Source organism: Streptomyces longispororuber (assembly GCF_014656095.1).
GTDB classification, from domain to species: domain Bacteria; phylum Actinomycetota; class Actinomycetes; order Streptomycetales; family Streptomycetaceae; genus Streptomyces; species Streptomyces longispororuber.
This window is the reverse complement of sequence record NZ_BNBT01000168.1, coordinates 1-18200: the sequence shown is the minus strand read 5'-3', so window position 1 is coordinate 18200 and position 18200 is coordinate 1. Positions and strand designations below refer to the sequence as shown.

The 18200-nt window shown below is 72.6% G+C and carries 20 protein-coding genes and 1 tRNA gene; 5 read left to right on the top strand and 16 right to left on the bottom strand.

Features of this window, described 5'->3' with window-relative positions; genetic code table 11:
- Nucleotides 1-233 precede the first annotated feature (233 nt).
- Entirely contained in the window at nucleotides 234-1829 is a 1596-nt protein-coding gene (locus IE330_RS33195) for an outer membrane protein assembly factor BamB family protein (RefSeq protein ID WP_190139892.1), read from the bottom strand.
- A gap of 217 nt (nucleotides 1830-2046) precedes the next feature.
- Between IE330_RS33195 and IE330_RS33190 the strand changes: the two genes are divergently transcribed.
- Nucleotides 2047-2643, top strand: coding sequence for a TetR/AcrR family transcriptional regulator (locus IE330_RS33190; RefSeq protein ID WP_190139891.1), 597 nt, complete (start codon nucleotides 2047-2049; stop codon nucleotides 2641-2643).
- Nucleotides 2644-2680: 37 nt separating this feature from the next.
- Here the strand turns inward: IE330_RS33190 and IE330_RS33185 are convergent, their stop codons facing one another.
- From IE330_RS33185 to IE330_RS33155, 7 genes are all read right to left on the bottom strand, one after another.
- Nucleotides 2681-4186, bottom strand: coding sequence for a condensation domain-containing protein (locus tag IE330_RS33185; protein WP_190139890.1), 1506 nt, complete (start codon nucleotides 4184-4186; stop codon nucleotides 2681-2683).
- Nucleotides 4187-4262: 76 nt separating this feature from the next.
- Entirely contained in the window at nucleotides 4263-5117 is an 855-nt protein-coding gene (locus IE330_RS33180; protein WP_190139889.1) for a DUF72 domain-containing protein, read from the bottom strand.
- 128 nt (nucleotides 5118-5245) lie between these two features.
- Nucleotides 5246-5596 carry a MerR family transcriptional regulator gene (locus IE330_RS33175; protein WP_190139888.1) on the bottom strand — a complete coding sequence of 117 codons (351 nt, stop codon included), beginning with the start codon at nucleotides 5594-5596 and terminating at the stop codon, nucleotides 5246-5248.
- Between the two features lie 674 nt (nucleotides 5597-6270).
- Nucleotides 6271-6600 carry an SCO5918 family protein gene (locus IE330_RS33170; RefSeq protein ID WP_190139887.1) on the bottom strand — a complete coding sequence of 110 codons (330 nt, stop codon included), beginning with the start codon at nucleotides 6598-6600 and terminating at the stop codon, nucleotides 6271-6273.
- A 90-nt stretch (nucleotides 6601-6690) separates the two neighbouring features.
- A complete protein-coding gene (locus IE330_RS33165; RefSeq protein WP_190139886.1) occupies nucleotides 6691-6966 on the bottom strand; it encodes a CBS domain-containing protein in 276 nt (91 codons plus the stop codon).
- A gap of 49 nt (nucleotides 6967-7015) precedes the next feature.
- Entirely contained in the window at nucleotides 7016-8476 is a 1461-nt protein-coding gene (locus tag IE330_RS33160; protein WP_190139885.1) for a DEAD/DEAH box helicase, read from the bottom strand.
- A gap of 197 nt (nucleotides 8477-8673) precedes the next feature.
- Nucleotides 8674-8877 carry a cold-shock protein gene (locus IE330_RS33155; RefSeq protein ID WP_184905941.1) on the bottom strand — a complete coding sequence of 68 codons (204 nt, stop codon included), beginning with the start codon at nucleotides 8875-8877 and terminating at the stop codon, nucleotides 8674-8676.
- 1051 nt (nucleotides 8878-9928) lie between these two features.
- Between IE330_RS33155 and IE330_RS33150 the strand changes: the two genes are divergently transcribed.
- A complete protein-coding gene (locus IE330_RS33150) occupies nucleotides 9929-10303 on the top strand; it encodes a GvpU-like protein (RefSeq protein ID WP_190139884.1) in 375 nt (124 codons plus the stop codon).
- 345 nt (nucleotides 10304-10648) lie between these two features.
- On the opposite strand, the gene IE330_RS33145 is transcribed toward IE330_RS33150, so the two are convergent.
- Nucleotides 10649-10722 (bottom strand) — tRNA-Gly (locus IE330_RS33145).
- Between the two features lie 349 nt (nucleotides 10723-11071).
- Between IE330_RS33145 and IE330_RS33140 the strand changes: the two genes are divergently transcribed.
- The 3 genes from IE330_RS33140 to IE330_RS33130 all read left to right on the top strand — a co-directional run bounded on the left by IE330_RS33140 (nucleotide 11072) and on the right by IE330_RS33130 (nucleotide 12433).
- Nucleotides 11072-11230 carry a hypothetical protein gene (locus IE330_RS33140; protein WP_170316473.1) on the top strand — a complete coding sequence of 53 codons (159 nt, stop codon included), beginning with the start codon at nucleotides 11072-11074 and terminating at the stop codon, nucleotides 11228-11230.
- 94 nt (nucleotides 11231-11324) lie between these two features.
- Entirely contained in the window at nucleotides 11325-11900 is a 576-nt protein-coding gene (gene dcd, locus IE330_RS33135) for a dCTP deaminase (RefSeq protein WP_190139883.1), read from the top strand.
- A gap of 26 nt (nucleotides 11901-11926) precedes the next feature.
- Entirely contained in the window at nucleotides 11927-12433 is a 507-nt protein-coding gene (locus tag IE330_RS33130) for a phosphoribosyltransferase (protein WP_373314793.1), read from the top strand.
- Between the two features lie 71 nt (nucleotides 12434-12504).
- Here the strand turns inward: IE330_RS33130 and IE330_RS33125 are convergent, their stop codons facing one another.
- The 7 genes from IE330_RS33125 to IE330_RS33095 all read right to left on the bottom strand — a co-directional run.
- A complete protein-coding gene (locus IE330_RS33125; RefSeq protein WP_190139881.1) occupies nucleotides 12505-12951 on the bottom strand; it encodes an NUDIX hydrolase in 447 nt (148 codons plus the stop codon).
- Entirely contained in the window at nucleotides 12948-13604 is a 657-nt protein-coding gene (locus IE330_RS33120; protein ID WP_190139880.1) for a dTMP kinase, read from the bottom strand. The genes IE330_RS33125 and IE330_RS33120 overlap by 4 nt, the downstream gene beginning before the upstream one ends.
- A complete protein-coding gene (locus IE330_RS33115) occupies nucleotides 13601-15058 on the bottom strand; it encodes a B12-binding domain-containing radical SAM protein (RefSeq protein WP_229926104.1) in 1458 nt (485 codons plus the stop codon). The genes IE330_RS33120 and IE330_RS33115 overlap by 4 nt, the downstream gene beginning before the upstream one ends.
- A 4-nt stretch (nucleotides 15059-15062) precedes the next feature.
- On the bottom strand, nucleotides 15063-15896 hold the full coding sequence (locus tag IE330_RS33110) for a DNA glycosylase family protein (RefSeq protein WP_190139878.1): 834 nt from the start codon (nucleotides 15894-15896) through the stop codon (nucleotides 15063-15065).
- Nucleotides 15897-16296: 400 nt separating this feature from the next.
- Nucleotides 16297-16884, bottom strand: a complete 588-nt coding sequence (locus IE330_RS33105; RefSeq protein ID WP_190139877.1) for an HAAS signaling domain-containing protein — start codon at nucleotides 16882-16884, stop codon at nucleotides 16297-16299.
- Complete coding sequence (locus IE330_RS33100; protein WP_190139876.1) at nucleotides 16871-17251, bottom strand: PadR family transcriptional regulator; 381 nt, start codon at nucleotides 17249-17251, stop codon at nucleotides 16871-16873. Before IE330_RS33100 ends, IE330_RS33105 begins: the two co-directional genes overlap by 14 nt.
- A gap of 173 nt (nucleotides 17252-17424) precedes the next feature.
- On the bottom strand, nucleotides 17425-18200 hold a 776-nt coding region (locus tag IE330_RS33095; protein ID WP_190139875.1), incomplete at its 5' end, for a Yip1 family protein.

The following is an 18200-nucleotide window of genomic DNA, read 5'->3' as shown; positions in this document are numbered from 1 at the left end:
GGCCCGAAACCGGCGGGCTCCGGCGGTGGGGGCGGCCCGAAGCCGGCGGGCTGCTCCGGGAGGTGCGGGGGCGGCCCGAAGCCGGCGGGGCCCGGATGGGCCGGAGGCGGCCCGAACCGGCCCTGCTGCGCGGGCTCCTGACCGGGCCCGGGCGTGGTGGGCGGCTGGGTCGTCATGGCGTCTCCAAGGAAGTCGGCGGCGGATCGGTGGCGGCGGATACGGAAGGGCAGCCGTCACCGCCCGACGGAGAGCATCCGCCCCTGGTCCTTGTCGCCTTCGAGCGGCGAGTCGGGGTCGATCCGCGTCGGCGTCACGAAGAAGCGCCCGCCGCTGTACAGCGTCTCCCCGGCGAACATGTACGTCTCCCACTCCCGGCCCGGCGTCGGGTGCCGCAGCAGCACCTCCGGCCGCCCGCCCGCGGCCGCGAACCGCACGGTCCGCCCGACTTTCCCGAGCTGCGCGCGGACGTACACCACGACGCCCGGCCGCTTCCCGGCCCCCACCTCGCGCACGGGGGTGAGCTGCCGCCCCTGCTTCCCCTTCCCGACGGCGGCGGCCCACCGGGCCCTGCCCGTGGCGAGGTCGAAGGCGACGACCTTGTTGCGCCCGAGGGCGGCGCCGTCCTCGGGCTCGGTCGCGAGGTAGAGGGTGTCCCCGTTGACGACACCCCCCGGGCAGTTCTGCACGCCTTCTCCGCTGTCCCCCGCCCCGGTGCACATCTCGAACGTGTGGGGCCCCCGGTCGAGCCGTGTCCAGGACCGCTGCTTCCCGTCGCCGTCCACGGCGACGACGGCCCACTTCTCGTACTCCTCGTTGTTCCGCACGGCGAGCACGAGGGGGTCGACGGAGTACACCTTGGCCACGTTCCAGCCGGCCTTGGTGCGGTACCGCCACGCGGTCCTGCCGGTGCGGGGGTCGACCCGCCGCACCTCGTCGTGCGCCTTCGGCGCTCCGGGCGCGCAGGTGTCGACGTACAGCAGCCGCTCGCCCCCGGCCACGTCCTCCAGGAGGCAGGGGCCGGTCCGGCGGTGCTCCTCGGTGAAGATCCGCTTGCCGTCGCTCAGGCGGAACCCGTGGACGACGTACTCCTGCGCGACGGCGAGGGTGCCGCCGGAGACGGCGAGGTGCACCGTGCTCGTCCGGTCGCCGACCCCGCGTTCGACGAGCCGGCGGTGCCACCCCTTGGCCCCGGTCCGCAGGTCGATCTGCTGGAGCCGGTCGCACGTGCGGGAGCCGCTGGTGTTCCCGTTGGTGTACGCGACGACGACCTTGCCGCCGTCGCCCGCGTTCACGGGCGTGTCGCACACCGGGGCGGGCAGCCGCAGGGACCAGGCCTGCTCGCCGTCCCGCACGCGGTAGGCGGTGACCGTGTCGTACAGGGCCTGCACCACGAACCCGTCCGCCGCCCAGAGGTCGTTCGACGAGGCGCCCCTGCCCGGCAGTTTCACGTCGTTCAGGTACAGCCGGCCCTTGGCCTCGCCCGGCTCGCGCCCGGCGTTGACGTCGACGTGGCGGGGCTTTCCGCCGCCGCCGTCGCCGTCGCCGTCGGCACCGGGCCGGTCCGTCCGCTCCCCCGAGCCGGACGGACCGGCCGGCGCCCCCGGCTCCCGGGCGACAGGCTCCCGGAAACCATCGGACCCCGCGCCGCCGTCCTCCTTCAGGACGGCGTACGCCCCCACCCCCGCGCCCACGGCCGCGAGCACGGCGGCCACGAGGATCCACACCACGGCTCCGGTCGCCGACCGCGCGGGTGCCGGAGGCACCGGCGGCCGGACGTACGGATTGCCGGGGACGGGCTCGTGAGGCCGCTGGGGTGGTGGTCCGGTCATGCCAAGAGTGTGGCCGAGCCCACCCGGTTATGGAGCTACTTTCTAGAAACTGACTCTAAATCGCCGGTGCGTTTTTCCCGGAGGGAACCAATCCGGTCCCCGCGCTGCTCTACGCTGGACGGCATGGTCGCGGACAAGCTGACAGTCGCGGACACGGTGCCGGAGGACGGACGCGGAGCCGCCCGCGCCGGTGCCGCGGGCGGGCCGGAGCCGCGCCGTGTCGCCTAAGCAGCAGCGCGGCGAGGCCACCGCCGACCTGCTCCTGGACACCGCCCTCGCGGTGTACGCGCGCGGCGGCGAGCGGGGCTTCACGGTCAACGCCGTCACCGCGGCCAGCGGCGTCAGCTTCGGCAGCCTGTACCACCACTTCGGCAGCTTCGACGGCCTGGCCGCCGCGCTCTACCTGCGCTGCGTGGACCAGCTCTGCGACCCGGTGGTGGCCGCCGTCACCCGCTCCCGCACGGCCCGCACGGGCATCCGCGCCCTGGTGCGGGCGTATCTGGACTTCACCCGCGACCACCGCGACGTGGCGCTCTTCCTGCACGGCTCGGCCTACTCCAGCTATCTCGCGGCCCACGCGAAGGAGGTCATGGCCGCCAAGGACGCCAAGTTCGCGCCGATCGGCGACTGGCTGCGCCCGCGCGTCGCGTCGGGCGAGGTCGCCGCACTGCCCCCGCACCTCATCGAGATCCTGGTCATGGGCCCGGTCGCGGAGACCGCCCACCGCTGGCTCTCCAGCACCTACGAGGTCGACCTCGACGAGGCGGCCAGGGTCCTCCCTGACCGCATCTGGCGGGCCCTGCGCTCGGACTGAGCGGCGGTCCGGGGCGGGGCCACGGACCGGCCCCGGCTCAGACGCGCACGCCCGGGGCGGCCCCGGCCGCCGCCCGCGCCGTCGCCGCGATCCGCTCCCGCAGCCGCTCGACGACCAGCCGCATGTTCGCGTACGCCACCGGGGTGTCCGGGTAGCGGCAGGCGAACTGGAGCCCCTCGTGGAGCCGGGTCACCCACGCGCACACCTGGTCGCCGTACGACACCCGGATCAGGCCGTACGCCTTCTGCTCCTGCCACTGCTCCGAGCCCGCGACGGCGCGCGCGTCGACGTACGAGACGATCGAGTACAGGTCGGGCGAGGTGGGCCGGAAGTCCGCGCCGAGCAGCGGCAGCACCCGGGCGACGGGCATCCGGGCCAGCGGCCGCGCCTCCCGCAGCGCGGCGCGGACCATGCGCAGGGCGTCGTCGAAGCCGCTCGCCCGCGCCACGGGCACCTCGATCGGTGCCCCGCCCACGTACCAGCCCATCGAGTCGGCCCACCGGGACCTGACCCGGGTGTGGAACGGCACGACGGTGCGGTACACCCGCAGCCCGCTGATCTCCCGGGTGATGAGGGCGACGGCCGCGAGGACGCCGACGAGGCTGCCGCCGTGGGGCCGGCAGTACGCCTCGAAGGCGGCGGCGTCCACGTCGTCCGCGACCATCTCGTGCAGCAGCTTCTGCGCGGGCAGGCGGGGTCGCGGCAACGGCACGACGGCGGAGTCCGCGACGGCGGAGTCCGCGGGGGAGGGGCCCGCGGGGGCGAGTCCGGGGAAGGCGGCCGGGGCGGCGGGGCCGAGCCCGAGGTCCACGGGGAATCCGGGCAGCCTGCCCCCGCACCGGCCGATGAACTCCCGCCAGCGCGCGACGACCGGGTGCGTGGGGTCGGCACGGTCGGCGTCCGTGCGCTCGCTCGCGCAGAAGTCGACGTAGCTGGCGACGGGCGCCACGGGCACGGTGCGGCCCTGCCGCGCCGCGGCGTACAGCTCGTGGATCTCGGCGGGGATGCGCTGGATCGAGTACGAGTCGACGTTGCTGTGGTCGAAGGCCATGCACAGGGTGGCGCCGTCGGCCCTGACGATCGCGGTGAAGATGAAGTTCGGCCAGGTCAGCGCGTCCGCGACGGTGTCGAAGCGATCCTGGAGGTAGCGGCTGAGCGCGGCCGTCTCGCGGAACCGCCCGACCTCTGTGCGGTACAGGTCCACGGACCCCGCGTCGAGGGTGAAGCGCCGCACCTCGTCGCCCCGCCAGCGGAAGCCGCTGCGCAGCGTCTCGTGGCGCCGCGTCCAGTCCCGCAGCGCGGTGTGCAGCGCGTCGAGGTCGACCGGCCCCGGCAGGTCGAAGACGGTGCCGAGCCAGCTCGGCACGTGCAGCCCGCCCTGGCGTACCCACCGGGCCGTGCGCAGGTGGGACTCCTGCACGTACGCGGGCGGCCGGGTGTCGTCCGGCAACGCGTGCGCGGCGCCGACCGCCGCGGGGTGCAGCGTCCACTCCACGAGCCGGCCCGGACGGAGCTCACATCGCTGAAGGTCGGTCATGCGCATGCAGTGACCAACGACCGGAGCGGCGAAAGGGCCCGCTCCGGCCGGCCCGGGGCCCAAGGTCCCCGGTGCGGGCCCGCTACGCCTCGTCCCCGTCGAGCAGTTGCCGTATCGTCCCGGCGGCCCGGACGGCGGCGTCGCCGCAGCAGTTGTTGAACAGCACGTGGACCCGTTCGGCGCGCCCGGCGAGCGCCCGTACCCGGGGCACCCACGCGGCGAGGTCGGCCTCGTCGTACGCGTACCGGAACCGGTCCTCCTTGCTGCCCGAGCCCCACGCGGTGCTGCGGCCGTGGAACCGTACGACGGCCAGCCGCGGGTCGGTGACGGGGGTGACGGGCGGCACGGACGAGGGGAGCGTCTGGTTCATGTCGACGGCGACGGCGGCCATCCGGTACCGCGCGAGCAGGGCGGTCGTGGCGCCGGCCCACTCCGCGTCCCACCACTGCGGGTGCCGGAACTCGACGGCGAGGTCCCACCCCCGCGTCCGCCGGGCGCACGCGTCGAGCACCGCCCGGGCATGGGCTCCGGGCCGGAACCACGGCGGGAACTGGAACAGCACCCGGCCGAGGCGCCCCTCCTGGCGCAGCGGGGCGATCCCCTCGGCGAACCGCGCCCACACCTCGTCGAGGACCTTGGGGTCGCGGTGGTCGGCGGGCAGCCCGTCCGGCATCACCGCCTGCCGGGTGGGGTGGCCGGTGAGCAGCGAGAACGCCTTCACGTCGAAGACGAACCCCTCGGGGGTCCGCTCCGCCCAGAGCCGGCTGTTCCGCGCGCTGGGCAGCGCGTAGTAGGAGGCGTCGACCTCCACCACCGGGAACCGTGAGGCGTAGTACCGCAGCCGCCCCTCGGCGTCCCGCCGCCCCGGCGGATACCACCCGCTGCCGACCAGCTCCCGGTCGGTCCAGGAGCACGTGCCCACGAGGATGTCACCCATGGGGTGCGGCTACCCGCGCACGCGGGGCGCCAACGTGTGGACACGGGCGCCGGGCGGGGGAGCCGGGCGGGGGCCGGACGAGGAGCCGGGCGACGGCCGGACGAGGAGCGGGGCGGGGAGCCGGACGGTCAGCGCGGGCCGGACGCCGCCCGGCCGGCGGCCTCCTGCGCGGCCCGGCGGTACTCGGCGTTGAGGCGCTGCGCCTCCTCGAGCTGGTCCTCGAGGATGACGATGCGGCAAGCGGCCTCGATCGGGGTCCCCCGGTCGACGAGCTCACGGGCGCGGGCGGCGATCCGGAGCTGGTAGCGGGAGTACCGCCGGTGTCCGCCCTCCGACCGGAGCGGAGTGATCAACCGGGCCTCACCGATGGCGCGGAGGAAACCAGGGGTGGTGCCGAGCATCTCGGCGGCCCGGCCCATGGTGTACGCGGGGTAGTCGTCGTCGTCCAGACGATCGCTGAGCGGAGTATCTGCTGCCATGTCACCTCGTAGTGCAACGCGTCGAGGGGCCCTGATGCCGTACGGCACCAGGGCCCCGAGGGAATTCAACACCATCTGTCGGCCCTTACGCGGTGCCGACCTTCTGTTTCCGCTACGCCGCCCGATCAGGACGGGACGGGTGCGGGGATCGCGGCTTCGTGACCGGGGACCACCATCCGTTCCGGGGTCTACGCGGTACCCGGGCCGATGTGCTCGGACCGGGCGATCCCGATGGCGTCTGCTTCTCCGTCCTTTCTCTGCCGACCGACTTGTCTTCGAACGGGTACTGCGGCACTGCTCGGTGCTGCTGCCGGCAGCCCCTGTACCTGCGGGCTGCCCAGTGCGGCTCCCAGTCCCGTCACCGTTATCCGTACACCGTGGCTTCGGAGCTCCGGAACCGCACTGACCTGCGTACTTCAGCTACTGCTACTCGGCAGTTCGTGTCTGCCGGGTCTTGCTGGACCGTGTCGACGAGAAAAACGTTAGCGCTGCCCCAGGCAAATGTCTACTCCGACAAAAGTAGATTTCGGCGCGGCCCGGCGGGAGGTTTCCCGTGGCGGTACGACGACGAGGGCCCTGCCGACGTGTGTCGGCAGGGCCCTCGTGGGATCGGTGGAGTCTGTGGGGTGCTCCCCGCTCGGGGGCGGGGTCGGGGGTGCTCCCCGGTCAGGACGTCACATCCCGGTGGAGGACACCCCCACGGCGGAGCTGCCCCCGAGGAGCGAGGACGCGGTCTGGAGCGGGGTGAGGGTGCTCGGCGGCGCGGTCTCGACGAGGTCGTGGCAGGTGAAGCCGAGGCGGGTCATGGCCCGGACGACCTCGCCGGCGGTGAAGTCGCGGCGGTCCTGCCGGGTGATGACCTGGCCCACCTGCTTGACCGGGTAGCGGCGGCGGCCGATGGTCACGGACTCGCCCGTGACGATCTCGGGCACGACGCCTTTCATCGAGGCCAGCACCCCGTCCTTGGTCAGCTCGAACGGATACCTGGCGATGACACAGCGCATGATGCCTCACAGACGAAGAAGAGGGGACCGGCCGCGCGCGGGCCGGATCAGCGGGTGGGGCCGACGGGCGGGAGCCCGCCGGGAGGGGGTTCAGCGGGCGAGGGCGATGACGTCCCGCAGCCGTATCCGGTCCGTGTAGGCGGGGCCGTCGCGGAGACCGGTGAGCAGGGCCAGGGTGACCACGCCCGTGCTCTGGTCGTCCCCGTCGCACAGGACGAGGTGGTCGACGCGGGCACCCGCCATCAGGGACAGGGCCACCTCGACGGTCATGTCGTCCCGCACCCGGGGGCCGGGCACGGGTACGCCGTCGGCCGCGGCCGGGGAGGACGGGCGTGGTACGGGGGGCCGTGTCGGGGCCGGTGTCATGGGTGCCTCCTGCCGGAAGGGGGGTGGTGGGGTGCTGAGCACGGAGGCCCTAGGCGGCGGCCGAGCCGTGGCCGGGGCGTCGCGGTGCCCTGCGGCGCGCGGCCTCGCCGACGGGGCGGCCCCGGCGCCCTCGCCGGCCCCGGGCCGCGGCGGACGTACCACCGGGGCGTTCCGCGACCGGCGCGGTGACGACGACCGGGACCCCGGAGGGGGCCTGCGCGCCGGTGATGCGGCTGAGCTCCGCCTCGCCCGACCGCACCGGGGTGACCTGGGGGACGATGCCCGCCGATGCCATCAGCCGGCTCATGCCGCGCCGCTGCTCGGGGGTCACCAGGGTGACGACACTGCCGGACTCGCCGGCGCGTGCCGTACGGCCGCCGCGGTGCAGGTAGTCCTTGTGGTCGCTGGGCGGGTCCACGTTGACGACCAGGTCGAGGTGGTCGACGTGGATGCCGCGCGCGGCGACGTTGGTCGCGACCAGCACCGTCACGTGGCCGCTCTTGAACTGGGCCAGGGTCCGGGTGCGCTGCGGCTGCGACTTGCCGCCGTGCAGGGCCGCGGCGCGCACACCGCTGCTCAGCAGGTGCCTGGTCAGCCGGTCCACGGCGTGCTTCGTGTCGAGGAACATGATCACGCGGCCGTCGCGGGCGGCGATCTCCGTGGTCGTCCGGTGCTTGTCCGCGCCGTGCACGTGCAGCACGTGGTGCTCCATCGTGGTGACCGCGCCCGCCGAGGGGTCGACGGAGTGGACGACCGGGTCCGTCAGGTACCGGCGGACCAGCAGGTCGACGTTGCGGTCCAGGGTGGCCGAGAAGAGCAGCCGCTGCCCGTCGGCGCGCACCTGGTCGAGCAGGCCGGTCACCTGGGGCAGGAACCCCAGGTCGGCCATGTGGTCGGCCTCGTCGAGGACCGTGACGGCGACGTCGCCCAGGTGGCAGGCGCCGCGGTCGATGAGGTCCTTGAGCCGCCCGGGGGTCGCGACGACCACCTCGGCGCCGGTGCGCAGCACACCTGCCTGGCGGGAGAGGGACATGCCGCCGACGACGGTGCCGAGCCGCAGGCCCACGGAGCGGGCGTACGGCGAGAGCGCGTCGGTGACCTGCTGGGCCAGCTCACGGGTGGGCACGAGGACGAGGGCGAGGGGCCGCTTCGGCTCGGCGCGCCGCCCCGCCGTCCGGGCCAGGACGGCGAGGCCGAAGGCGAGGGTCTTGCCGGAGCCGGTACGGCCCCGGCCGAGCACGTCGCGTCCGGCCAGGGAGTTGGGCAGGGTCGCCGCCTGGATGGGGAACGGCACGGTCACGCCCTCGTGGCGGAGCGCGGCCGCCAGCGGCGCGGGCAGGGCGAGCTCGGCGAACGCCTCGGCGGCGGGCAGCGCGGGCGTCAGCGTCCTCGGCGGGGCGAACTCCCCGGACACGGCCTGCCGGTCGTGGCGCGAGGACCGGCGCGGTCCTCCGGAGCGCTCACGGGTGCCGGAGTGACGGGACGCGCGGGCGGTACGGGCATGCTTCATGCGGAACCTTCCTTGTGGGGCGCGTACCAAGGAATTCCGCAGCGGAGGAGCGGCGCAGAGAATCTCGAGACGAGCCGGAAATGGTGCGGGGGCCGGGCCGAACCGCTGCCTGTCGCACGCCCGGAAACGCAGCGAGCCGGGGCCCGCACCCCAGAGGTGCGGGCCCCAGCTCGAAAGTGTGCGTCAGTGCGACGTCGTCAGGCCGGAATGATGTTCTCGGCCGTCGGGCCCTTCTGGCCCTGCGCGATGTCGAACGACACCTTCTGGCCCTCCAGGAGCTCGCGGAAGCCCTGGGTGGCGATGTTCGAGTAGTGGGCGAAGACGTCGGCGCCGCCGCCGTCCTGCTCGATGAAGCCGAAGCCCTTTTCCGCGTTGAACCACTTCACGGTGCCAGTAGCCATGTCATTTCTCCTTCGGGAGGCGGTGTCGGGAATTCGCCGTGTGCGAATTCCAGGTCGCCGTCGTGATTACCCCGATGGAAACGAATCCTTTGGCAACCACACCTGCAACTGACAACGACACTAGCACGCTGCAATCGGCCGTGCGGGATCAATAATCGAGGCCGGGTCGCCGTCCCGGGGAATACTCGCCGAGCCCCGCCGCAATATCTGACGTCGCGGACACAGATATTGCTCTTCGGGCCGCGTGACCTTTCTGTCGTCCGCCTCCGCCGCGCGCCCCTGACCTCCCGGGACGGCGGAACACCGCCCGCACCGCCCGCGGCGGCCGGCCTCGGCCGCGGACCCGTCGGAGGCGACAAGGCCCACATCACCCGGGAGGAGCACCCAGGCGCCCACCACGGACCGGCGGACCCGCTCAGTGCCTCGGGAACATGACCTCGCCGACCGCGTCGGTGAACGGCGCGGCCGTATTGGCCGACGGGCATGCCCGCCCCAACGGCAGCGGCCGGAAACGGGGCACTGGACCGCCGAAAGTGAGATCTAAGGGGGAAAAGCGAGGCCCGGGGTCAACGCCGAAGTGCGACCATCCGTTCGGTGGACGCCGAAACACGTGGAACTGCCACCGCTGTTCATGTCCGGCAGATCGAGAAACGCGCCATGAAGTGGATCGGGGCCAGCGGTATGTGCGCATCGGTAACGGGAAAAGGCGTGGGTCGTGGCGACGCGTAGCGGCGTCCTCTTCGCCCGCTCAGCCCCGGTCGCCGCCGCCGACGACCGGCTCCTCGCGGCGGCCCCGTGGGCGTACGGGGGCTTCGCGTGCGACGACGCGCGCTGCGCCGGCGGGCCTGCGAGGCGTACCGTCGGCCTCGCACCCGCCCCGGTTGGGAGGCGGTGGGCGCCCTGCCGGAGTCCGGGAGCCGCGTGGCCGGGTACGCAACGCGGGGACCAACAGGTCCTCGGCCCAGCTCAGACGCGGACACACCGCCCCCGTCCACACCTGTTCACACAGGCGAGGGGTATCGGGGCGGACGGCTGAATAAGATATGCACTCATGTCGAACCCTGATGAGCTGCTCGTCGCCATCGCAGCCGAGGTGGAGTCCCAGCGAAGCAATCAGATGTCACTGACCGTGGTCGTCGGCGGCGCTGTCATCACCGGCCGACTCGCACCCGAGGCCGTGTGGCGGGAACGGGTGGCGGAGGTCCTCAAGGACTCGGACCGGCTCGGCCCGTTCGCCGACGTCTTCGCCGGCGGCCCCCGAGAACCCCGCCCCGCCCACGACGAGCCCCCCACCCACCTCCACTTCCACCTCGCCCGCATCCTCCAGGGCAGCCTCGGCATCCCCGAGACGGGCGGCATGTACCGAGTAGCCCTCAAGGACATCAACGCCTGGACAGTGGGCGACCTCAGGTACATCGACCAGTAGGCCCTGATCGCGCCCTACGGCGCGGTCGGCGCGACGCCGAGCGTCCGACGACAGAGCCGCGGCGGTGGTGCGAGGCCGCTCCTCACCCCACCGCCGCGGCCCGCCCATGCCGCCGTTCCCCTCGGAGGCATGGGGCAAGGTGGCGCGCGGTGGCAACGCCCGGCGTCGCTGGGCACGTTGCGGCGCCCCTGCCCCGCCTGCACCTGATTCGGCTGGAGCGAACGCTCTATCCACCGCCTCGTTGTTGCTGCCCCCGGGCGCCAACGGGCCGCAGGTGTCTGGCACGCGCCGAGTGGCCGTCGCGGACAGCAAAAAGGCCCGGGTCTATGACCTGGGCCTTCGTCGTGGAGCGGGTGACGAGAATCGAACTCGCGCTCTCAGCTTGGGAAGCTGATGTTCTACCATTAAACTACACCCGCGTGGTACGCCGGTTGAACCGGTTTCGTACTGTCGCACACTCTACCTCATCCCAGCCCCCGGGTTTCCTCGCCCCGGGGGCCGGCTGCGCTGCGTGGGCCCTGCGTGACTGCGGGCGAAGGGAGTTGGGGCGTACGGTAGGGGCCGCCCGGAGCCTCGATCGGTCGCAGGCGGGGCGGGGTCGGGGCGCCGTCCGCCCCAGGGTCGCGTGCGGATCAGGGCGGTCTGTGTGGAGGGCGTGAGGGGGTTCGGGGGGTGCGGAGTGCCGCCTGGAGTGCCGTCCCTTTCATCCCGTAATGTGGCTTTCGTCGTCCGCCAGTTACGGGTTTGGGGAAGGGACTCAAGGAGTTGATGGAGCGCACCGTCGTCCGTTGTGCCGAGGGGCACGTGTTCAGCACCGCTTCGTTCCCGATGCAGCAGGCCGACCGGCTCGGACCCGGCCGGCTCATCCGTTGTCCCCGGTGCGCGCGGCTCCGCCACGCGGTGCCGGTGGAGTTCGAGAAGCGCTAGGGAGCGCCGCGGAGCACCAGCACGGCGAAAGAGCGCGCGGGCGGCGCATTGCGCAAATTGCGGCCTTCCCGCGCGCTCTGCGTATCCTCGGTGCGTGCTTCTCTCTGACAAGGACATCCGGGCCGAGATCGACTCCGGGCGGGTGCGGATCGATCCCTACGACGAATCCATGGTCCAGCCGTCGAGCATCGACGTGCGCCTCGACCGTTACTTCCGGGTGTTCGAGAACCACCGGTACCCGCACATCGACCCGTCCGTCGAGCAGGCCGACCTGACGCGCCTGGTCGAGCCCGAGGGGGACGAGCCGTTCATCCTGCACCCCGGGGAGTTCGTGCTCGCGTCGACGTACGAGGTCATCACGCTCCCCGACGACCTCGCGAGCCGTCTGGAGGGCAAGTCCAGCCTGGGGCGCCTCGGGCTCGTGACGCATTCCACCGCCGGGTTCATCGACCCCGGCTTCTCGGGGCACGTGACCCTCGAGCTGTCGAACCTCGCCACGCTGCCGATCAAGCTCTGGCCGGGCATGAAGATCGGGCAGCTCTGCATGTTCCGGCTGACCTCGCCCGCCGAGTCCCCGTACGGGTCCGAGCGGTACGGGTCGCGCTACCAGGGGCAGCGCGGGCCCACCGCCTCCCGCTCCTTCCTCAACTTCCATCGGACCCAGGTGTGACACCCCCCATGAGTGACATGAGCGACATGAGTGACCAGAGCGGCGTGCGCGAGAACCTCACGTACGAGAAGTTCGGCGGCGCGATCCGTGACCTCGCCCAGGCCGTCGCCGACGACGGGTACGAGCCCGACGTCGTGCTGAGCATCGCCCGCGGCGGCGTGTTCGTCGCCGGCGGTCTCGCGTACGCCCTGGACTGCAAGAACATCCACCTGGTGAACGTGGAGTTCTACACGGGCGTGGGCACCACCCTGGAGATGCCGGTCATGCTGGCGCCCGTGCCCAACGCCATCGACTTCACCGACAAGAAGGTGCTGATCGCCGACGACGTCGCCGACACCGGCAAGACGCTGAAGCTGGTGCACGACTTCTGCCTCGACCACGTCGCCGAGGTGCGGTCCGCGGTCATCTATGAGAAGTCCCACTCGCTCGTGAAGTGCGAGTACGTGTGGAAGCGCACCGACGAGTGGATCAACTTCCCGTGGAGCGTGGAACCGCCCGTGGTGAAGCGCGCCGGGCAGGTCCTCGACGCGTAAGACGTACGCGTAAGACAGTCGTCGTGGGCGGGGCCCCGCCCGCCGTGCCGGGCCCCGCGACGAGCGGGCACTCACCGACGCCACCCGTGCTCGGTGAGTGTCCGCTCGTTCCGCAGGTAGCCGTACAGACCCGCCGCCGGGTACTCGATGATGTCCTCGGGCAGGTCGTGCACGGAAAACCAGGCGAGGGCGAGGCACTTCGCGGGCTCGCGGTTCTCGGGCTCGCCCTGCCACGCGGTGGCCTCGAAGAAGAGGCCGATGCGCTCGATGTCGGCACTCTGCTTGTGGTGGACGACGTGGACGAGCCGCAGATGCTCGGGGTCGACGTCGACCCCGGTCTCCTCACGCAGCTCCCGAGCGGCACCCGTGCGCACGGTCTCCCCCCGGTCGAGCTTTCCGCTGGGCGCGTGCCACCGGCCGTAGCCGTAAGGGCCGCCGCGCTGGGACAGCAGGACCTTGTCGCCGTTCCGGAGGATGACGTGGGTGTCGATCACGGGCACTGCGGGCTCTGTGGTCATGGAGTCACCGGGTGGTCGTCGGGTCTGGTGGGACCCAAGACGCTACCGGCGGGTGGGGGTGTCGCGTCGGCGATCCGGGTGGCGACGTTCGTTGGGGTGGTTCCGTCGGTGTCGAGGACGAGCACGTGTACGCCGCGTGACCCGAGGGTGCAGGCGGCCTCGGCGTAGAGGGCGACCTCGCGTGCGGGAGCGGCGGGGTCGAGGTGGAAGCGGTGGCGGGCGCCGCGGACGGTGAGACGGGCGGCGATCATGGCCGGGTCGGCGGTGAGGATGACGGCCAGGTCGGGCAGCAGGATGTCGGCGTTCAGTGCGAGCAGATAGGGCTCGGGGACGCCGTCGAGGCGCTGCAGGACGAGCGTCGAGGCGAGGTAGCGGTCGCAGAGGACGGTGTCACCGGCGTCGATGTGCGGCTGTATCTCGGTCTCGATGTGCTCGTGACGGTTGGCCGCGACGAGGCAGGCGAGCGCGCGCCCGTGCAGGCTGTCGGCGTGAGCGCGGGTGAACTGCCCGAGGGCGCTGGTCGAGGGCTCGGCCGTGGTGTGGACGCGGTGGCCGCGTCCGCGTAGGAGGTGGCCGAGCGCGGTGAGGACGGTCGACTTGCCCACCGCCCCGGGCCCGTCGAGGGTGATGAAGGTTCCACGGGTGCCGGTCACGCCGTGGTTCCCCTGGCGCGGGTGCGGTGGTGCTGCTCGCGGGTGACGGCGGCGAGGGTGTCGCGCAGGACGGGCAGAGGCGTGCCACCGAACTGGATGTCGACGCTGAAGTTGAACTCGTCGCGCTGCCTCATGGACTCGTCGGCGCCGTTGGCGGTCAGGTCGACGTCGGCGTACGCGAGCAGGGCCTCGGGCTTGTGCCCGGCGTCGGTGAGGGCCTTCCAGACGGGAGTGCCCGGGTACGGGCGGAACTCGAACGCCGAGGCGCGGAAGACGCCCGGCAGCCGGTCGGAGAGCGCCCACAGCCTGTGGAGGTGGCGCACGGTCGCGTCGAGGTCCTCCCGGCTCTCGGCGGGGTGACCGAAGATGAAGTAGCCCTTGACGTTGATGCCGCGGGCGAGCAAGCGCTCCGTCGCCCTCTCGGTCATGGCGGCGGTGATGCGCTTGTCCATGCGGGCGAGGACGGTGTCGCTGCCTGATTCGATCCCGAGGGCGACCTCGCGCAGCCCGTTCGAGGCGAGGCTGTCCAGCAGTGCGTCGTCGGCCTTGTCGATGATGTTGATGCGGCCGGTTGCGTCCCAGACGAACCGTTCGCCGACGTGGTGGCGGGCGAACGCGTCCATCTGCGGGCGGATGATGCGCTCGGCCCCGAGGAACAGGTCATCGACGACGCGGAAGGCGGTGGCGCCGTAACGGGTGTGCGCCTGGTCGATTTCGGCGACGATGTTGTCGGGCGTGCGCGTGCGGATGGTGATGTCAGGGTTCGCGGTTACGGCAGCTCCGCAGAAGTCGCAGTTGTACGGGCATCCGCGGCTGCACACCATGTTGCATTCGGTGCGGCCGTCGTCGGCGAGGTAGGGATCCTGCGGCAGGAAGACCCGGTCCAGGCGTAGCTCGTCGACGGGTGGTGAGGTCCATCGGTGTCCGGTGTCGTCGCGGCGCGGGATGCCGACCGCGGTCGTGCCCAGCAGCGGATCGCGCCACAAGACCCCCGGCAGCTCGGCGCGGCGGGTGTGGTCGTCGAGCAGGGCGGCGACGCGGGTCTCCCCCTCACCGATGATCAGGGCGCACAGGCGGTCCATGCGCGGGTCGGCGAGGACACGCTCGGGCATGGCGCGCGCGTGGTGCCCACCGACCATGAGCCGGATGCCGGGGTCGAGTGCGGCGGCGATCCGCGCGGACATCTCGTAGGTGGGGGCGAGCAGGTTCATGCCCGCCCACCGGGGCCGGGCCTCGTCGACGATACGGGCTGTCTCGTCGACGCCGAGCCCGTGGGCCTCGGCGTCGAGCAGCCCGACGTTGAACCCGCCGACGTCCCGCGCGTAGGTGGCTATGTAGGCCATGCCGAGAACCGGAAGCGTGTAGTCGTTGGTGCGGGGACGCCGGGCGTAGTCGCGCAGCGGCGCGTTGACGAAGAGCGCGTCGAGTAATCGTGTCGGGTCGGCCCCACGCATGAGGTCAGGCGTGGCGCGGGTTTCCTCCGTGTTCGGTAGGGCGGGCATGGGTCCCCCAGGTGAGTGTCAGCAGGGTCAGAGTGTGGAGCGTGGTGCGGTCGGGTGCCCAGCGGCGCCACAAGGCCGCGAACTCCGCTTCAGAAACGGGCAGTTCGAGGTCAGGGGCGGCCTTCCGTGCCCACGTGCGCACGGCGAGGTCACTGTGCGGGTAGACGGCGTGGTCACCGGTGTGATCGGCTGCCGCTGCGGCTGCCGTCCACGGGCCGACGCGGCGAACGGACACGAGCTCTTTGACGAGGCTGTCGGCGTCGAGCGTCCGCCAGTACCGGCCACGCTCGAGGTAGGCCCGGGCGGCGTGGCGTAGTGCGTCACGGTTGAACGCCGCCCCGACGGCGGCGAACTGGGTGTCGCTCAAGGTGAGTACGGCCTCCGGACTCGGCATCACAGCGAGCGGGCCGACGACCGTGTCGACAGCGCGCCCGTACGCGGCGCAGAACGCGCGGTACACCTTGCGCGCCTGTCCCGCGCGGACGACCTGGCGGAGGAGGGCGGTCGCGATGGCATCCCACAGTGACGGATTGGTGAGGCGCTGCACAGTGCCGAGGCAAGCCAACTTGGTGACCAGCGCCTGTACGTCCCTGTGTGACGGCAAGGTGTCCGGCGAGGTGCGGGCGACCGGAGGAGCTTCGGTGCTGCCGGTTCCCGTGGGGCACAGCGTGAGGCCGGTGGCGTTCCAGTGCGCCGACCAGATGGTGCCCGCGTACTCGACGACGCGCACCGCAGTGCCGTCGTCGGACACGTGCCACGAGGGGTGCTCGGTGATGATCGTGGTGCTCATGTTCAGTCCAAGGGGCGAGGGCGGCCGTAGTTACGGGCGTGTCGGAGGAGAGGACCGCCTCATCCTCGTGCGCCGGTCGGCGCCCCGGGCGCGAACCGGGAAAGCACCACGCACCGCACGGCTCATTCGAGCCGGTCCCCGCTGCCGCATCCCGTTCGTCGGCGTGCAGCGTGCAGCGTGCCGGTTCCGTCCCCGAGCGGGGTTGCCGACTGCTGGGGTGGCGGCATCGCGCAGTTGCTTGATACGGGCAACAGCAAGCCCCCCGCCTGGAGGGGCGAGGGGCGGCGGCGCAGGTCGACGACGCTCAAGGTCGGCACGGCTTGCTCGAACACCACGCGGGTGTAACAAGGAGGACGGCCGTGGGCTGTACCTGCGGGGCCCTGAGCCCGGCAGGGGCCCGTCAGACCCCGGCCGGCAGTGGCCGGGTGGTGCTCGCCTTGCGCCACAGGAGGCGGGCGCCGAGCAGCGGGAGCAGGATGTTCAGGCCCAGGAGCAGCAGGAGTTCCGTCGGGCCGAGGCGGCCCGCGCCGGCGAGGCCGGCGAGGAGGAGCAGGAGCGGGAGCGCCAGGGTCAGCGCGCCGCCCTTGAGCTTCTGGCGCGGGGTCCAGCGGGGGGAGGTGGAGAGCAGGTAGAGGCCGGCCCCGGCGGCGAGGACCAGGGCGAGCGGGCCGCCGATGAGGGTCGCCGGGCCCACGCAGGCCAGGACGAGGATCGTCAGGCGGGTGCGGAAGCGGTCCGGCTCGGGGGCCGGGGGCACCGCCGGGGCCTCGGCGAGGGCCGCCGCCGCGATCGCCGCCGGCTCGCCGAGCTGGGCCAGGACCGCGCGCACCGCCGCCTCGTCCCGGGTGTCCGCGTCGGCGAGGCTGACCTCTATGTGCTCGCGCAGGTCGGCGAGGAGTTCCCCGCGTCGGGCCGGGTCGAGGGGCGCGGCGGCCCGCTCCACGTCGGTCAGGTAGGCAAGGACGAGGGCGTGGTCAGGTGCCTTCAAGGAGGTTCTCCGTGTCGTACGAGGGGCCGGGCGCCGGTGCCAGGAAGTGGTCGACCGCGTCCCGGAACAGGGGCCAGCTCGCGGTGAAGTCCGCGAGCGCCGCGCGGCCCCCGGGGGTGAGCGTGTAGTAGCGGCGCGGCGGGCCGCCGGGGGACTCGCGCAGCTCCGTGTCCACGAGGTGGTCGCGGCGCAGCCGGGACAGGAGCGGGTAGATCGTGCCCTGGCTCGTCGTCATGACGGCCACCGCCGACAGCTCCTCCACCAGCTCGACCCCGTACCGCGGGCCGTCCCGCAGCAGCGCCAGCACGCAGTACTCCAGTACGCCCTTGCGGAGCTGGCTCGCGGCCTTCGTCAGCGGGTCCGCCATCTCCTCCGCCCTCCCCACCCGTGCCGTACCTTGTCATGCATGGAACATGGTTATGCAAGGTACCTTCCCTGACGGCGTGCGAGCAAGAAGAAGCCCCGGTGAGGGGTTCCTCGCCGGGGCCTCGTCGCCGTGCGCGGGGGCGGCCTCGTGCCGGGCGCCGCCGCGCGGCGGCGTCAGAACGTACCGAGCTTGATGATCGACAGGATCGCCAGGAGCTGGATCGCCGCGGCGCCGAGCGCGCGCGGCCAGGGCAGGTCGTGCGACTTGCTCACCATCAGCGTGAGCAGCGCGCCCGCCGCGAGCCAGGTGGCCCAGCCGAGGAGCTGGACGAAGCTGTTGCCGCCGCCGAGGAACAGGGCGACGATGACGCGCGGCGCGTCCGTGAGGGCCATGATCAGCATGGACAGGCCGACCGTCGGCTGCCAGGCGCCGTCGCCGTTGAACTGCCGGGCGAGGCTGTGCGTGACGACGCCGAGGATGAAGGCGCTGATCGTGATCGCGACGCCGGTGGTGAGGACGTACGGGACCGCCGTGGACAGCGTGGCGTCCAGGACGTCCTCGCGGGCCTCGTCGAAACCGAAGACGGCGAGCAGGCCGTAGAGGAACGTGACGACGACGGCCGGGCCCCACATCGCGTAGTCCCGCATCTGCAGGAAGGTCGGCACCGGGCGGAGCACTATGCCGCGCAGCAGGTCCTTCCAGTGCAGCTTCGGGCCGATGGGGCCGGGCGGCGCCTGGCCCGCGCGGTAGGTGTCCCCGTCGTTGTACGGGTCCTCGCCGAGGGAGAACGCCTGGGTGTGGCCGGGGTTGTTGGCGGCGTACGGGTCGGGGGCGCCGCCGTGGCCGCCGGGCCCGCCCGGGCCGCCGCCGAAGTACTCGGGCTCGTCGCGGCCGCCGGGCGGCTGGGGCCACTGCTGGGCGCCGCCGTGGTGCGGCCCGCCGCCGTGCC

What these genes read in the sequence shown, in the direction of transcription:
- IE330_RS33195 (WP_190139892.1), bottom strand. Translation starts at nt 1,829, where the DNA reads ATGACCGGACCACCACCCCAGCGGCCTCACGAGCCCGTCCCCGGCAAT.
- IE330_RS33165 (WP_190139886.1), bottom strand. Translation starts at nt 6,966, where the DNA reads ATGACACCGGCCCCGACACGGCCCCCCGTACCACGCCCGTCCTCCCCG.
- IE330_RS33130 (WP_373314793.1), top strand. Translation starts at nt 11,927, where the DNA reads ATGAGTGACCAGAGCGGCGTGCGCGAGAACCTCACGTACGAGAAGTTC.
- IE330_RS33140 (WP_170316473.1), top strand. Translation starts at nt 11,072, where the DNA reads ATGGAGCGCACCGTCGTCCGTTGTGCCGAGGGGCACGTGTTCAGCACC.
- IE330_RS33100 (WP_190139876.1), bottom strand. Translation starts at nt 17,251, where the DNA reads ATGGCGGACCCGCTGACGAAGGCCGCGAGCCAGCTCCGCAAGGGCGTA.
- IE330_RS33150 (WP_190139884.1), top strand. Translation starts at nt 9,929, where the DNA reads ATGTCGAACCCTGATGAGCTGCTCGTCGCCATCGCAGCCGAGGTGGAG.
- IE330_RS33115 (WP_229926104.1), bottom strand. Translation starts at nt 15,058, where the DNA reads ATGCGTGGGGCCGACCCGACACGATTACTCGACGCGCTCTTCGTCAAC.
- IE330_RS33155 (WP_184905941.1), bottom strand. Translation starts at nt 8,877, where the DNA reads ATGGCTACTGGCACCGTGAAGTGGTTCAACGCGGAAAAGGGCTTCGGC.
- IE330_RS33175 (WP_190139888.1), bottom strand. Translation starts at nt 5,596, where the DNA reads ATGGCAGCAGATACTCCGCTCAGCGATCGTCTGGACGACGACGACTAC.
- IE330_RS33170 (WP_190139887.1), bottom strand. Translation starts at nt 6,600, where the DNA reads ATGCGCTGTGTCATCGCCAGGTATCCGTTCGAGCTGACCAAGGACGGG.
- IE330_RS33180 (WP_190139889.1), bottom strand. Translation starts at nt 5,117, where the DNA reads ATGGGTGACATCCTCGTGGGCACGTGCTCCTGGACCGACCGGGAGCTG.
- IE330_RS33110 (WP_190139878.1), bottom strand. Translation starts at nt 15,896, where the DNA reads ATGAGCACCACGATCATCACCGAGCACCCCTCGTGGCACGTGTCCGAC.
- IE330_RS33185 (WP_190139890.1), bottom strand. Translation starts at nt 4,186, where the DNA reads ATGCGCATGACCGACCTTCAGCGATGTGAGCTCCGTCCGGGCCGGCTC.
- IE330_RS33160 (WP_190139885.1), bottom strand. Translation starts at nt 8,476, where the DNA reads ATGAAGCATGCCCGTACCGCCCGCGCGTCCCGTCACTCCGGCACCCGT.
- IE330_RS33125 (WP_190139881.1), bottom strand. Translation starts at nt 12,951, where the DNA reads ATGACCACAGAGCCCGCAGTGCCCGTGATCGACACCCACGTCATCCTC.